Source organism: Microbacterium sp. CIAB417, from assembly GCF_022788845.1.
On the sequence record NZ_JAHZUT010000002.1, the window covers coordinates 176,739 to 190,624 of the forward strand.

Sequence of the window (13,886 nt, forward strand, 5' to 3'; positions counted from 1 at the left end):
GACTGCCCGGCCCGCTGCCAGGGTGCGCGGGTAGGATTCGGGCATGGCTCAGCGCAACACCTGGCAGCGCGAGCGCGTCCGCGAAGCCCTCTCCGACGCGCAGGGTTTCGTCAGCGCCCAGACGCTGCACGCGCGGTTGCGCGACGATAACACCGGCATCGGCCTGGCCACGGTCTACCGTGCGCTCGCGGGGCTCGCCGCCGGCGGCGACGCCGACTCGCTGCAGAGCCCGGAGGGCGAGAACCTCTACCGCGCCTGCGTGACGAGCGGCCACCACCACCACCTCATCTGCCGCCAGTGCGGTCTCACTGTCGAGATCGAGGCCTCGGAGGTCGAGGAGTGGGCCCAGCGCACGGCCGCGAGCCACGGTTTCACCTCGGCCGAGCACGTCGTCGACATCTTCGGGCTCTGCGGTGCGTGCACAGCCGCCCGGTCGAATGAGCGTGACGACTAGTCGCACCGAGCGCGCGAGGTCGGCGCCCCCACAGCGCTCGTCCGGCTCGCGGACGTCCGTGGCGCTGAGCCTCGGGCTGGCGCTCATCGTCGTCATGGCGGCGATCTACATCTTCGTGCCGCAGCTGCTTCCGGCGGACGTCCCCACGCGGCTCCAGGACGGCGTGACCCTCGCGCTCAGCGTGCTCATCGAGTCGTTGCCGTTCGTGGCGCTGGGAGTCGTGCTCTCGATCCTCGTGCAGGTGTGGCTGCCTGCGGGAGTTCTGGAGCGGTGGATGCCGCGTCGCGCCTGGGCGCGGCGGGCGGTGCTGTCGCTGCTGGGCATGATCGTGCCGGTGTGCGAATGCGGCAACGTCCCGTTCGCGCGCGGCCTGCTCATGCGGGGATTCAGCGTCTCCGAGACCATGACCTTCCTGATCGCGGCGCCGATCGTGAACCCCATCGTCATCATCACGACGCACCAGGCTTTCGGCTTCAGCGACGGCATCCTCGTCGCGCGCCTGTTGGGCGGGTACGCGGTCGCGAACCTCATCGGATGGCTCTACAGCCGCCACCCGGCACCCGACGCGCTGCTGACCGACCGGTTCCGCGCCACGTGCGAGATCGTCGTGCACGAGCGCGGCGGCCGCGGGCGCCGCTCTCTGGCGCAGTTCCTCGTCGAGTTGCGCGCGGTGATGCCCGCCCTCGTCATCGGCTCCGCGCTCGCCGGCGCCGTGCAGGTGCTGGTGCCGCGCAACGCGCTGCTGGCGATCGGCTCCAATCCCGTGCTGTCCATCGTCGCGATGATGGTGCTGGCCATCGTCGTCTCGATCTGCTCGAACATCGACGCCTTCTTCGCGCTCTCCTTCGCCTCGACGTTCACCCCCGGCTCGCTCGTCGCCTTCCTGGTGACCGGTCCGCTGGTGGACGTGAAGATGATCGCCCTGCTGCGCACGACGTTCACCACCCGCGCGCTCGTCGGGATCGTCACGACGGTCCTGCTGTTCGCCTTCGCGCTCGGAGCGGTGGTGAATCTCCTTGCGTAGCGTTCTCACCCGCTGGCTGGGCGCGGGACTCGCCGCGGCCGTCGCCGTCATCACCCTCGTGCTGGCCGTCACCGGCCGCATCGGCCTGTACATCAACCCCGACGGCGCCTGGTTCGCCATCGGCATGGCCGTTGTCGTGCTCGTCGGCACGGCGCTGAGCTTCGTGCTGCCGTTGGGCGCGGAAGACGACCACGGCCACGACCACGGCGAGGTCCCCCACGACGACCACGCGCATCACGCTCACGAGCGCCGCGTGTCGCCGGGCGCGGTTGCGGCGGTGGCCGGCGGCGTTCTCGCGTCCGGCGTCGTGGTCACGATGCTGGCGCTTCCGCCCGCATCCCTCTCGGCAGAGCTCGCCGCATCCCGCGACGTCGGCGCACCTCCGCTGTTCGCCGGATCGGATGTGGTCTCGCTCGCCTCGACCGGCGACACCTCCAAGTTCGGGGTGGGCGACTGGGCTGCCGTGTTCGCCACGGCGACCAACCCCGATGCGTTCGAGGGCGACTCGGTGACCCTGACGGGCTTCGTCAGCGGCGACATCGACGGCGGATTCGACCTCAGTCGTCTGGTCATCACGCACTGCGTGATCGACGCGCAGCCGGCGCGCCTGTCCATCTCGGCGGATGCGGCGGCGCCGTCCACCGGGCAGTGGGTCACCGTCTCCGGCACGGTGCGCGCGACCGGATCCGGACAGCTGGCGATCGTGGCGGAACAGGTCACGCCGATCGGCGAGCCGAGCGATCCCTATGAGTACTGACGCCGCGCGCCCGTCGCGACGGGAGCAGTCCCGGCGCCGCCGCATCCGCGCATATCTCGGGGCGTTCGCGATCGTGCTGGCGCTGCTGGCGCTCGCGGGAGGCGCCGCGGGAGCGGTCGGGACCCTCCAGGGCCCGAGGGTGACGAACGTGCAGTTCGACCCGCAGGCGGCGGTGTCCACATCCGGCTCGCGCCTGATCCTCACCACGTCGCAGACGCTCACCTCGATAGACCCCTCGCAGGTCACGGTGAGTCCCGTCTCGGACTTCGCGGTGGAGACGTCCGGTCGCAGCATAGGCGTGCGCTTCACGCTGCCCCTGCGCGACGACACCGACTACACGGTCACCATCGCGGGTGTCACCGGGCAGGGATCGGATGCGGCCGTCACGCTCACCGAGAGCTTCCGCACGCCGCCGTTGTCGGTGTACCTGCTTCAACGCGGCGAAGACGGCGAGCACGACACCGTCTTTCGCACGTCGCTCTCGGGGGAGGACGCTGTTCCCGTCTTCACGCACCGCCACATCGAGGACTTCCGGGCGACGAGCGCGCACCTCGTGATGTCGGTCGTCGACGACGACGGCTCGAACGAGCTCATCGTGACCGACCTCGACGGGCAGGGACAGCGATCTCTCCCCTTGCCCGGCACGGGGCCGATCCAGGACCTGCAGACCGCCGATCGGGGCGAGACGATCGGCTACACCTACACGGACCCCGATATGACGGCCGCGGGAGCCCGGGCGAGCGTGCTCTACACCGCTTCGCTCAAACCGGCCGACGCCGACACTCCACCGACCCGCATCGACGTGTCGGGCGAACCGGCGAGCGTGGCGCAGTGGAGCTTCGTGCCCGATACCGACAGCATCCTCATGCTCTCGTTCCAAGGCCGGTTGCTGCTCGCGCCGCCGTCGGGCGTCGATCCCGTCGACCTGGGGGCGGCCGCGCAGATCGAGGGCATCGCCCGCGGTTCGACGACGGCCATCGTGCTGCGCGCAGACGGGCTCGTCACGATCTCGCTCGTCGACGGTTCGGAGGAGCCGCTCGTCACGGCGCAGGATGCGACGGGCTACCTCGGCGGCGTCGTTCCGCTGACGGGCGATCGGACGCTGCGTCAATACACCGATCCGAACGGCGCCGGCTCCTCGCTGCTGCTGGTCGACGGCGAGGGCCACGCGAAACCGGTGTTCACGGTGGCGGCGAGCTCAGCGCTGCTGCAGACGTGCGTGTCGCCGTCGGGGCGGTACGCGGCCGTGCTCGTGCAGCCGGATGCGGCCAAGAACCCGTACGTGACGAGCTACGCCCTGCCGGTGCCCGAGACGGTCGAGACCCACATCCTGGATCTCGACAGCGAGACCGAGGTGTCCAGCCTCGGCGCCTTCGACATCTCGTGGTGCCAGGTTCCGCTGCGATGACGACCCACGTGCCGGCCACGCGCGAGGCGCTGACCGATCTGCCGGTGGAGGTTGCGCCGCGCCTGCTCGATGCGCTGCTCGAGGTCGAGCTCGACGGCGAACGCGTCGTGCTGCGCCTCAGCGAGGTCGAGGCGTACCACGGGCGCGGAACGGGCGACGTTCCCGATCCGGGGTCGCACGCCCGCATGGGACCGACACCTCGCAACGCCACGATGTGGGGTGAGCCCGGTCACCTGTACGTGTACCTGAGCCACGGCATCCACTCCTGCGTGAACGTGGTCTGCGGGCCTGCGGGGGTCGCCGGCGGTGTGCTGCTGCGCGGAGCGGAGGTCGTCGAGGGTGCGGATGCGGCGCGTCGCCGGCGGAGCGCGCGCGGTGTGGTGCGCCAGGACCGGGATCTCGCCCGCGGACCGGGCCGGCTCGGCGATGCGTCGGGGCTGCGCCATCCCGTGCACGACGGCATCGACGCGGTGACCGGCGACATGCGGGCAGGAGCTCGGGCCCGACTCCTCCTGCCGGTGAGCCCGCGCCGAGACATCGCCACCGGGCCGCGCGTCGGGGTGGCGGGTGTCGCCGGCGGCGACGAGTTCCCCTGGCGCTTCTGGATCCCCGACGACCCCACCGTCTCGGCGTTCCGCTGGGGGCGCGGCGCCGGACCCGCGCTCAGCGCAGCGCGGTGACGGCGGCGAAGGCCGCCTTGATGGCCCGCATCCGCTTCTCGTAGCGGGCCGCCAGGAAGATCAGTGCGACCCCGCCGAGGCCCAGCCACAGCCACCAGAAGGCCACGTAGGCGGCGGCAATCCACGGCCACAGCTGCGCGATCGCGTGCACGAGCAGTACCGCCGAGCCCACCACGAGCGGCGCCTGGAGAGCGCGGACCGCTCCGATGATCACGAGGGCGATGGCCATGGCGCCCAGGGCGATCACGCGCCACAGCGCCGCGTCGGGGTCGAAATCGTATGCGAGCGACGGCAGCGTCACGAGCGCGAGCCACCCGCCGAGTGCGGGCCATGAGCGCCGGGCGGGTTCGGCCCGCATCCGGACGACGCCCACCGCGAGTCCCGCGAGAGCGGGCGGCACGGTGATCACCTCGATGATCGTGATCACCGCAGGCGCCGTCGATGCCGCGGTGACGAGGGCGAAGGCGCCGGCTGCGCAGAGCAGGACGAGGCCGCTGCGGCGGCGCAGCGCCCAGCCCGACATTCCGGCAGCGCTCAGCACGACCATGATCAGCAAGACGCGGACCGTGGACTGCGCCGTGTCGAACACGGCGAGCTCGGCGATCGTGAACGCGCCGACCGCCGCGGAGAGCACGATCATCGCGGCGAGATCGACACTCGCGCCGGCGCGAGTGCGCAGCGCCGCGATCACGATGGCGGTGACCAGCCCGAGCGCCGCGAGACTCCAGATCTCCGGCTCGACCGTGAACAGCGGTGCGGCCCGCTCCGTGAGAAGCAGGATGCGGATTCCCGCCGCCGTGGCGAGGGTCACCGCGCTCGCGACCGCCGCGACGGCCGCGACGCCACGCCAACGCTCGCGTCCGAGCACGAGGGCGGATGCCATACCGACCAGCGCTGCGGCGCTCATCGTCACGGCGGTCGTCGCCGGTGCCCCGTCAAGCCGCAGGGCGACAGTTGTGACGACGAAGGCGGAGCCCACCGCGGCGACGGATGCGGGGACGCCGGCTCGCGCGCCGATGCGGACCAGGCCGACCGCCACCGCGACCGTGCCGATGCCGACGACGAGGGACGCGATCGTGGGTGCCGCCGCATCCGTTCCTGCGCTGCGGACCGCCATCGCCCAGATGGCGGCGAGGAGCACGAGCACGGAGGGCGTCTTGAGACGGCCGACGTCGGGCACCGGAGCCAGCACCAGGATGAGGGCACCCGCGAGCGCAAGCGCGATCACCAGCCACGTGCGCAGCGGTTCGACGGGGGCGAAGACGCTCGGCAGCGCGGTGAGTGCGAGTCCCGCCAACCATGCGGCCCGCTCGAGCGGGCTGGTGCGGTCGGCGCGCACGGCGGCCAGAACGGCCCCCGCCGCGAGGGCGATCCCGACGGGGACGAAGGCCAGCTCGACCCGGGTGAACACGCCGCCGGCGAGCATCAGGGCGCCGGCGATCAGGGCCACGCCCCACGTCGTCCAGCGCAGCGCCGGTGTCAACGGGATGCGGTGCGCGCCGGCGGAAACCAGGTGCAGGGCGAGCAGGGCGAGGATGAGCGCCAGACCCACCACGAGCGAGTCGTGCGTTGCGACCGCGTCGAGGACGGCGCCCGCGGCGACGAGGGTCGCGACGGGACCCGCGACGGTCGCGACGCTCACCGCGGCTGCGGAGCCCGCCCGCGCGAGGCCGACGCAGGCGATCAGCGTCACTGCCACTCCCGCCGCAGCCCACACACTCGCCACCTCGGGTCCGGTGATGACGAGGCCGCTTACCGCGAGCAGCAGTGCGCCGAGTGCCGTCGTCGCCGCGGCCAGCCCGGGAGCAGACGAACGCAGCCGCGGCCAGAACGCCGACGCCCCGGCGATGGCGGTGGCGGCCGCGGCCACGACGACGCCGCGCACCGTGTCTGCGTCGAGCGCGGTGGCCGCGGGCGGCAGAAGACCCACGCCGACTCCGAGCGCCGCTGCGATCGTCGCCTCGGGCAGGCGGCCGAGCCGATTCAGCAGGAGCGCGAAGACGACGAGCCCGGCGGCCGGCGGGACGACATACGCCTCGAGGGCGGCTCCGGGCCACGCAGAGGCGAGCCACAGCCACAGCGCCGCGGTCGCTGCCGCGAACGCCGGCCAGGCCAGCAGGCGCCGCGGCGCCGCGGCCAGTGGCACGCCGCCCGCGGTCGTCGCCCGCCATCCCCGCGTGAAGGATGCGGCGCCGATGGCGATCGCGACGATCGCGACGAACGCGCCGCCCCACTCCGTCGGCACGGGGAACAGCACCCGACCGCGCGGAAGCGGCGTCGGCCACGCCGCGACCGCGATCACGATCGCCGCGCCCAGGTCGGACGCCAGTCGCACGTGCGGGATGCGGGCGCGCAGCGCGACCGCGGCAGCGGCCGCGACGACGAGCGCTGCCACCGCCGCCGTCACGAGTGCGGTGGTGAACAGCGGCGCGACGAGGACGGTGAGCAGGGCCACCGTGCCGGATGCCGCCGCGGGTGCGACGAACAGGGCGCTCGCCCAGGAGATGGGGCTCTCGCGGTGGCGCGCGGTCAGCGCGATCAACGCGACGACCAGCAGGGCCGCCCGCGCGATGCCCAGGCCCGGTTCGAGCAGGGCGCGCTCGGCGAGCGGCGAGGTACCCAGCGCCGCCGCGGCGGGGAGGGAGACGGCGAGCAGCACGGTCGTCGCGAGGGCGAGCGCCCGGCGCGATGCGGCGTCGCGCCAACCGAGCAACGAGGCGAGCGCCGCCACCAACGCGACCCACTGCAGAAGAACGAAGGCGCTGCCCGCGGCGGCCGCATCCGATGCCCCGCCGAGCTGCACGGCCAGCGCGTTCGGCGCGATCGTCGCCGACACCGCGAGCACGCCGATCGGGACCACGGCGAGAGCCGCCGCGAGCCCGCCCGTGGCGCGTGCGGCCCACCGGTGAGCTACGGGCAGCAACGCCACGACGACCACCGCGGCGATCCACAACCAGAGGGCAGACAAGCCGGTCAGGTAGGCGGCGCCGGCGCCGATGAAGCCCGCGATGAGCCATCCCGTCGTGTCCGCACGTCTGCGCATCGCGACGACCGATGCGACCGCGACGACGACACCCGCGGCGACCGCGGCCGCGGGGATCAGCGTGAGGGCCGCGGCGGAGGTCAGCAGAAGAGCGCACACCACCGGGCGCACGTGCCGCAGGGAGCCTCGTTGCGCCGTGGGAGCGATGAAGAGGAGCACGCTGAGCACCGTCGCTGCGACGAGCGCCAGGAGGGGGATCTCGAGCGAGCCGCCGGCGGCCTCGAACGCCTCTGTGCGCCACGGCACCCAGGTCTCGGAGATCGCCAGCGCGGCCCGCACAGACCACATCAGGATGTGCACGGCGAGCGAGCCGACCGCGACGACGCCGGCGGCGATCGCGGCGGGAACCAGCCAGGGCGCCCGCATCCGCGCCTGGTCCAGCGCCACCGCTGTGGCGACGGCCAGGACGGGAGCGATCAGCACGCCGAACACGGGCAGATCGCTCCGGGCGGCGAGCTGCCACCCCGCGGTCGCGAGAGCGAGGGCCGCCAGCACGGATGCGGCGGCGCCGAGCCACGCGCCGGCGACCCGCGCGGGCGCCGCGGGGCGCAGCACGAAGGCGTACGCGGACCCGATCACGAACACGCCGGCGTTTGCCCAGATCGCTCCGCCGACCCCTTCGACGAACAGCGGCGTCAGCAGCGCGCCCGCCGCCAGGGCGGATAGTCCGACGATCGCGAGCACGAGGCGCTCGAGGGTGCCATCAGCGCCCGATCGGGCCGAGGATGCGGGGGCGGGGAACGCGTGCACGAGTCCGCCGACCGCGGCGCCGAGGAGCCCCGCGATCAGCGCCTCGGAGGATAGCGGTGCGACGGCGCCGCCGAGCAGGAACCCGCATCCCGCGGGCAACGCGAGGGATGCGGCGAGGTCGGGGGTGCGCAGACGTGAGAACAGGGCCCACGTGCGGCCGATGACCGCCACCGCGAGGGCGCCGATGCCGGTCCAGACGGCCGCTCGGAGGCTCGCCGCGCCGAACAGATCGTTGGCGTACACCGCCCAGGTGTCGAGTGCCAGCAGCACGACGCCGAGCGCGGCGATGCCCTCCGCCGTTGCCGTGAGGCCCCGCCGTCGCAGGAGCGACGCGCCGCCGATCGTGAGAAGCGTGATCGCACCCACGATCACCGCGCGCAACGCGATGCCGGCGACGAACCAGGCGAGCAGCAGGAAGAACACCGCCGCGATGCCGACGAGCGAGACGCCCACGATGAGCAGCAGCACGGGCACGGTGAGGCGGCGTCGGCGGGGCGCCGGCGCGGGAGCCGGCGATGGGGGAGGCGGGGATGCGGGAGCCGGTGCGGAATGCACAGGATCGACGGGAGCGGCGCCGGACTCGTGCGCACGGGCGTCCGCAGCGTCCGACGTCGCCGCGGCGACGGTACCGGGCGCGGTGATGACAGTGGCCGGCGCGGCGGCCTGCTGGCGGGCCGCGAGAGCTGCCTGCTCTGCCAGGGCCGCCCGCTCGGCGAGGGCCGCCTGTCGTGCGGCGACGGCGCTCTCGCGGACGGCCGCCATGATGCTCTGGCGCGTGGCCTCCGCATCCGCCATCGTCTGGCCGATCGCGAGGACCTGGCCCATCCGCGGGTCGTCGAGTGGCTGGCCGCAGACGGCGCACGGCGAGCCGGTGATGACGGCGAAGCAGGACGGGCACTTGTGCGGGTCGCCGAGTTCGCGCGCGGATGCAGGCCAGCGGCCGCCCTGCGGTGTGTCCGTCATCGTCTCCCCCGAATCGACGGCGATCGCTGCCGTCACGTCATCGTGGCAGGGTGGCGTCGCTCCAGAGCGTCAGTGCACGGTGCGCTGTGGACAACGGTGGCGCGGAGATCGGCGGGGGAGGGTGCTCGTCAAGGCGACACGCCGCGCGTGCTAGACTGACTCCTTGTCTGTGCGCACTCCTGCGCGCAGTTCGTGTCCACATCCTCTTCCGGGTCGGAAACGGCCGGGTCGATCGTGGGCGCAGACAAGGGATCTTGGGTGGCGCCGTCCGGCGTCACGGTACAGAAGGAGACATCACCATGGCAGCAGTGTGCCAGGTGACTGGAGCGGTTCCCGGCTTCGGTCACAACATCTCGCACTCGCACCGCCGGACGAAGCGCCGCTTCGACCCGAACGTGCAGAAGAAGACGTACTACGTGCCCTCGCTCGGTCGTAACGTCAAGCTCAACGTCTCGGCGAAGGGCATCAAGGTCATCGACGCACGCGGCATCGAGTCCGTCGTCAAGGACCTCATCGCGAAGGGTGTGAAGCTCTAATGGCGAAGAAGGCACAGGACGTCCGTCCGATCATCAAGCTGCGTTCGACCGCCGGCACGGGCTACACCTACGTGACGCGCAAGAACCGTCGCAACAACCCCGACCGCATCGTGCTCAAGAAGTACGACCCGGTCATCCGCAAGCACGTCGAATTCCGAGAGGAGCGCTGATCCATGGCTAAGAAGAGCAAGATCGCGCGCAACAAGCAGCGCCAGGAGGTCGTCGACCGCTACGCCGCCAAGCGCGCCGAGCTGAAGAAGGCGCTCGTCTCGCCCGAGTCCACCGACGAGCAGCGCGAGGCCGCCCGTGTCGGCCTGCAGAAGCTGCCGCGCAACGCGTCGCCCGTGCGCCTGCGTTCGCGTGACGTCATCGACGGCCGCCCCCGCGGTGTGCTGTCGAAGTTCGGCATCTCGCGTGTGCGCTTCCGCGACATGGCCCACCGTGGCGAGCTGCCCGGTGTGACCAAGTCCAGCTGGTAAGCACCCGCATCCGCACGAAGGCCCGGAACCCCTGAGGTTCCGGGCCTTCGTCGTTTGCGGGCGCCACGAGGGGCCGATTCGGACCCATTTGGGTGATTTCGGGTGAGACACGCCGTCGGATGTGGGCGGTTCACGCCCAAAATCCGCGGAATCACGGGGTTCGTGGGTATATTCGTGCACGGTCGATCCGACCAACCGGGGCCGAGCCCCGGACCGAAGTCAAGAAAGCGGCGTACCGCCGCCTGGAGGACAACCCACATGGCCGACAAGTCCATCACCAAGACCGAGCTCGTTGCGAGCATCGCCAGCGCCACGGGACAGAGCCAGTCCACCGTGTCGAGCGTGCTCGACTCCCTCTTCTCCACGGTCTCCGAGGCCGTCGCCAAGGGCACCAAGGTCTCCATCCCCGGTTGGATCGCGTTCGAGCAGGTCGAGACCTCCGCTCGCACCGGCCGCAACCCGCAGACGGGTGCCGAGATCGCCATCCCCGCCGGCAAGCGCGTGAAGGTCACCGCCGGTTCGAAGCTCAAGGCTGCCGTCAAGTAATCGACGAACGCCGTGAGGGGGGAGCCGTGAGGCTCCCCCCTTTTCGTCGTCTGGGCGAGCTGACAGCGCAGCGCGCCTAGGCTGGAGCAGTGATGACGACCGCCTCCGCCCGTGCCGCCGGCCCCCGCTCGGGCGGGCCCGGAGCGGCCTCGGCGACAACGCTGCGCGTGGCGGGTCCGGTCATCCTGGGAGTCACCGCCTTCGTCGCTCTCATCCTCGCCCTGGCATACGGCGGGGGTGCCGCCCCGCTCGTCATCGCCGACGCCGGGCCGGTCGTGCGGTGGGGTCTTCCCATCGCCACGCTCGTGCTGAATCTGGCAGCCGCGACCATGGTCGGCGCTCTGGTGCTGGCGCTGTTCGGTCTGCGGCCCGAGGATCGCGCGTTCGAAGTCGCGCTGGACACCGCATCCATCGGGGCCGCGGTGTTCACCGTCGCCGCGGCCGTCACCGGCTTCTTCACGTTCGTCAACGTCTTCAACGCGGCTCCCAGCGCGGATGCGGTCTTCGGACAGCAGCTGGGCCGCTTCCTCGTCGAGGTCGAGCTCGGCCGTACGTGGCTGATCACCACCGTCGCCGGCGCCGTGCTCACGGTGCTGACCTTCGCGGTGCGTGCGTGGACGCCGACCCTGCTCGTCGCGATCCTGGCGCTCGCCTCCCTCGTGCCCATGGGAACGCAGGGCCACTCGGGGGAGCTGGAGAACCACAGCGTCGCGGTGACCTCGCTCGTGCTGCACATCCTGGCCGCCGCGGTCTGGCTGGGCGGTCTCGTGCTGCTCGTTGTGATCCGACCGGTCGTGGCGCGCTCGGGTCAGATCGCCCTGTTGCGGCGGTACTCCAGCATCGCTCTGGTCGCGTTCATCGTCGTCGCGGTGTCGGGGTCCGTCCGTGCCTGGGTCAGCGTCGAGGCGCTGCCCGCCCTGCTGAGCCCCTACGGCGGGATCCTCGCCGTCAAGGTCGTGGCCCTCATCGGGCTCGGCCTGTTGGGCGCCTGGTACCGGCTGCGGCTCATCTCGCGGATGAACGAGAATGCGAGCGCCCGGCGGTTCTGGACGCTCATCGGCGTGGAGCTGGCTCTCATGGGCATCGCGAGCGGGGCAGCCGCCGCCCTCGCGCGCACGCCTCCGCCCACCGACCAGCAGCCGCCCATCGCGCGCACCCCCGCCGAGTTCCTCACCGACGCTCCCCTACCGCCGGAGCTCACGCCGCTGCGTTGGATCACGGCGTGGAACATCGACCTGCTCTGGCTCTTCGTCGTCGCGTTCGGGATCTTCTTCTATCTCGCGGGCGTGTGGCGCTTGCGTCGCCGTGGCGACCGCTGGCCGCTCTACCGCACGATCATGTGGGTCGCCGGCATGCTCCTCCTGCTGTGGGTGACCTCGGGCGCGGTGAACGCGTATCAGGAGTACCTGTTCAGCGTGCACATGGTCGGCCACATGCTGCTCACGATGGCGATCCCGCTGCTGCTCGTACCAGGTTCCCCGGTGACCCTGGCGTTGCGCGCCATCCGCAAACGCGACGACGGCACCCGCGGCGGGCGCGAGTGGATCCTGTGGGCGGTGCACACGCCGTTCGCGAAGGTCGTCACGCATCCGATCTTCACCGCACTGAACTTCGTGGCGTCGCTGTGGATCTTCTACTACACCGACCTGTTCCGGTGGTCTCTCTACGACCACCTCGGGCACGTCTGGATGGTGACGCACTTCCTGATCACGGGCTACCTGTTCGTGCTCTCGCTCATCGGGATCGATCCGGTGCCGTTGCGTTTCCCCTACCCATTCCGGCTGCTGACTCTCGTGGTCGTGATCGCGATGCACGCGTTCTTCGGCGTGGCGATCATGATGCAGACGGGCCTGTTCGCCGCCGAGTGGTTCGGCTCGATGGGCCGCACGTGGGGCGCGACGCCGCTCGAGGACCAGTACGTCGGCGGCGGTGTCGCCTGGGGTATCGGAGAGATCCCGTCCCTCATCCTCGGCATCACGGTGGCGATCCAGTGGAGCCGCAGCGACGAACGTCTGCAGCGCTCCAACGACCGTCACGCCGATCGCACCGGCGACGCGGAGCTCGAGGAGTACAACGCGCGCCTGGCTGCCATCGCGGCGCGCGACGCGCGCCGCGGCGAGGGCTGATTCAGAGCCCCGGGTCGTAGCCTCCGACGCGGATCGACGCCGTGCCGTCGGGGAGGATGTCGATCGTGCCGTTCACCACGAACGGTACGTCCTCGGACACCTCGCGCAGCGAACCGTCGGCCAGTGAGCGCACCTCGAGATCGATGTGCGCGACCGCATCCGCGTCGGGGATGACCCAGCCCGCACCGTTGGGGAGGACCTCGATGGTGGGCTGCTGCGTGATCGACCACGTCGGGAGCTTCTCGACGCGGTTGCGCACGATGAAGCCGAACGGGCAGCCCGTCGGCTGCAGCACCTGCTGCGTGCTGCACGCGGTGAGGAACTCCTCGACCCGCTGCTGCACGACCTTGACGAACTCGTCCGTCGGTGTGGTCTGCACCGTGACGGGGACATCGACCATCGGCGCGTCCGCGAGAACCGCGAGCCCCTCGGAGGTCGAGAGCGCACTGTCGACCGTCACCGAGTAGAGGTTGGGTGAGAACACCAGCAGCGACACGGGAGCCACGGGGTCGGCGTCGACGCCGTCGGGGGAGACCTGGCGGCGGTCGACGCGGAATCCGTTGACGTCGAAGGTGGACGAACCGAGGACCATGAGGTTCATGACCGCGAGAGGGCTCTGGCTGAACCGCCACGTGGGGATGATGCCGAGCGACCCGTTGCTGCGCACCCGGAACGCGGTGGTCCCGTCGTGTCCGCCGGCGACGTAGCTGGCCGTCACGACCGTGTCGGCGCCGTCGACCTGTTCGGAGACGACGTGGACGTCGGTGAGGGAGCTGAGCGCGGCGCTGCGCAGGAGCGCGTCGGACGCGGATGCGGGGAGCCCCGCATCCGTCAGCTCGGAGGAGTCGAGCGAGACGCCCGGCAGCGCCAGAGCGTCGGCGGCGCGCCCCGATTCGAGCATGTTCAGATAGCGCTGCACGAAGGCGGACGGGCTGTAGAACTCCTGGTACAGGGCCGCCGTTCCGGCGCCCAGGGCTGCGATCAGGAGCGCGCCGACGAGGCCGAGCGTCGTGAGATCGAACGCCAGGCGCACGCCGGGGCGCCGGGATCGTCTCAAGCGGCTCACGGGGCAAGTCTAGGAAAGGGACCCCGCGAAACAGCGGGGAGTCGCCGTCGGGCG

Annotated in this window: 12 protein-coding genes; 10 read left to right on the top strand and 2 right to left on the bottom strand. The window is 71.5% G+C overall.

Translation table 11 applies throughout. The features are described 5' to 3' along the window. Positions 1 to 43: 43 nt before the first annotated feature. The 5 genes from KYX17_RS07545 to KYX17_RS07565 are packed head-to-tail and all read left to right on the top strand — an operon-like array spanning position 44 to position 4,323. Positions 44 to 454: a Fur family transcriptional regulator gene (locus tag KYX17_RS07545; RefSeq protein WP_243226367.1), complete on the top strand. Its 411-nt coding sequence runs from the start codon at positions 44 to 46 to the stop codon at positions 452 to 454. Further along, positions 438 to 1,478 carry a permease gene (locus tag KYX17_RS07550; RefSeq protein ID WP_374208931.1) on the top strand — a complete coding sequence of 347 codons (1,041 nt, stop codon included), beginning with the start codon at positions 438 to 440 and terminating at the stop codon, positions 1,476 to 1,478. Before KYX17_RS07545 ends, KYX17_RS07550 begins: the two co-directional genes overlap by 17 nt. After that, positions 1,471 to 2,235, top strand: a complete 765-nt coding sequence (locus tag KYX17_RS07555) for a TIGR03943 family protein (protein ID WP_243226368.1) — start codon at positions 1,471 to 1,473, stop codon at positions 2,233 to 2,235. Before KYX17_RS07550 ends, KYX17_RS07555 begins: the two co-directional genes overlap by 8 nt. After that, positions 2,225 to 3,643, top strand: a complete 1,419-nt coding sequence (locus KYX17_RS07560; RefSeq protein ID WP_243226369.1) for a hypothetical protein — start codon at positions 2,225 to 2,227, stop codon at positions 3,641 to 3,643. The genes KYX17_RS07555 and KYX17_RS07560 overlap by 11 nt, the downstream gene beginning before the upstream one ends. After that, a complete protein-coding gene (locus tag KYX17_RS07565) occupies positions 3,640 to 4,323 on the top strand; it encodes a DNA-3-methyladenine glycosylase (RefSeq protein WP_243226370.1) in 684 nt (227 codons plus the stop codon). Before KYX17_RS07560 ends, KYX17_RS07565 begins: the two co-directional genes overlap by 4 nt. On the opposite strand, the gene KYX17_RS31985 is transcribed toward KYX17_RS07565, so the two are convergent. Further along, entirely contained in the window at positions 4,307 to 9,079 is a 4,773-nt protein-coding gene (locus KYX17_RS31985; protein WP_283818106.1) for an SCO7613 C-terminal domain-containing membrane protein, read from the bottom strand. The genes KYX17_RS07565 and KYX17_RS31985 overlap by 17 nt on opposite strands. 299 nt (positions 9,080 to 9,378) lie before the next feature. On the opposite strand from KYX17_RS31985, the gene rpmB reads away from it, so the two are divergent. From rpmB to KYX17_RS07595, 5 genes are all read left to right on the top strand, one after another. Next, entirely contained in the window at positions 9,379 to 9,615 is a 237-nt protein-coding gene (gene rpmB / locus KYX17_RS07575) for a 50S ribosomal protein L28 (protein WP_137418587.1), read from the top strand. Beyond that, positions 9,615 to 9,785 carry a 50S ribosomal protein L33 gene (rpmG, locus tag KYX17_RS07580; protein WP_005051772.1) on the top strand — a complete coding sequence of 57 codons (171 nt, stop codon included), beginning with the start codon at positions 9,615 to 9,617 and terminating at the stop codon, positions 9,783 to 9,785. Before rpmB ends, rpmG begins: the two co-directional genes overlap by 1 nt. A gap of 3 nt (positions 9,786 to 9,788) precedes the next feature. Beyond that, complete coding sequence (gene rpsN, locus KYX17_RS07585) at positions 9,789 to 10,094, top strand: 30S ribosomal protein S14 (protein WP_137418588.1); 306 nt, start codon at positions 9,789 to 9,791, stop codon at positions 10,092 to 10,094. Between the two features lie 258 nt (positions 10,095 to 10,352). Then, a complete protein-coding gene (locus KYX17_RS07590) occupies positions 10,353 to 10,640 on the top strand; it encodes an HU family DNA-binding protein (protein WP_137418589.1) in 288 nt (95 codons plus the stop codon). Between the two features lie 92 nt (positions 10,641 to 10,732). Continuing rightward, positions 10,733 to 12,766: a cytochrome c oxidase assembly protein gene (locus tag KYX17_RS07595; RefSeq protein ID WP_243226371.1), complete on the top strand. Its 2,034-nt coding sequence runs from the start codon at positions 10,733 to 10,735 to the stop codon at positions 12,764 to 12,766. Between the two features lies 1 nt (position 12,767). Here the strand turns inward: KYX17_RS07595 and KYX17_RS07600 are convergent, their stop codons facing one another. Then, a complete protein-coding gene (locus tag KYX17_RS07600) occupies positions 12,768 to 13,832 on the bottom strand; it encodes a hypothetical protein (RefSeq protein ID WP_243226372.1) in 1,065 nt (354 codons plus the stop codon). Positions 13,833 to 13,886 lie beyond the last annotated feature (54 nt).

Bases quoted from the DNA above. Each gene is read 5' to 3' on its own strand.
- rpsN (WP_137418588.1), top strand. From the start codon at position 9,789: ATGGCTAAGAAGAGCAAGATCGCGCGCAACAAGCAGCGCCAGGAGGTC.
- KYX17_RS07550 (WP_374208931.1), top strand. From the start codon at position 438: ATGAGCGTGACGACTAGTCGCACCGAGCGCGCGAGGTCGGCGCCCCCA.
- rpmB (WP_137418587.1), top strand. From the start codon at position 9,379: ATGGCAGCAGTGTGCCAGGTGACTGGAGCGGTTCCCGGCTTCGGTCAC.
- rpmG (WP_005051772.1), top strand. From the start codon at position 9,615: ATGGCGAAGAAGGCACAGGACGTCCGTCCGATCATCAAGCTGCGTTCG.
- KYX17_RS07545 (WP_243226367.1), top strand. From the start codon at position 44: ATGGCTCAGCGCAACACCTGGCAGCGCGAGCGCGTCCGCGAAGCCCTC.
- KYX17_RS07590 (WP_137418589.1), top strand. From the start codon at position 10,353: ATGGCCGACAAGTCCATCACCAAGACCGAGCTCGTTGCGAGCATCGCC.
- KYX17_RS07560 (WP_243226369.1), top strand. From the start codon at position 2,225: ATGAGTACTGACGCCGCGCGCCCGTCGCGACGGGAGCAGTCCCGGCGC.
- KYX17_RS07595 (WP_243226371.1), top strand. From the start codon at position 10,733: ATGACGACCGCCTCCGCCCGTGCCGCCGGCCCCCGCTCGGGCGGGCCC.
- KYX17_RS31985 (WP_283818106.1), bottom strand. From the start codon at position 9,079: ATGACGGACACACCGCAGGGCGGCCGCTGGCCTGCATCCGCGCGCGAA.
- KYX17_RS07565 (WP_243226370.1), top strand. From the start codon at position 3,640: ATGACGACCCACGTGCCGGCCACGCGCGAGGCGCTGACCGATCTGCCG.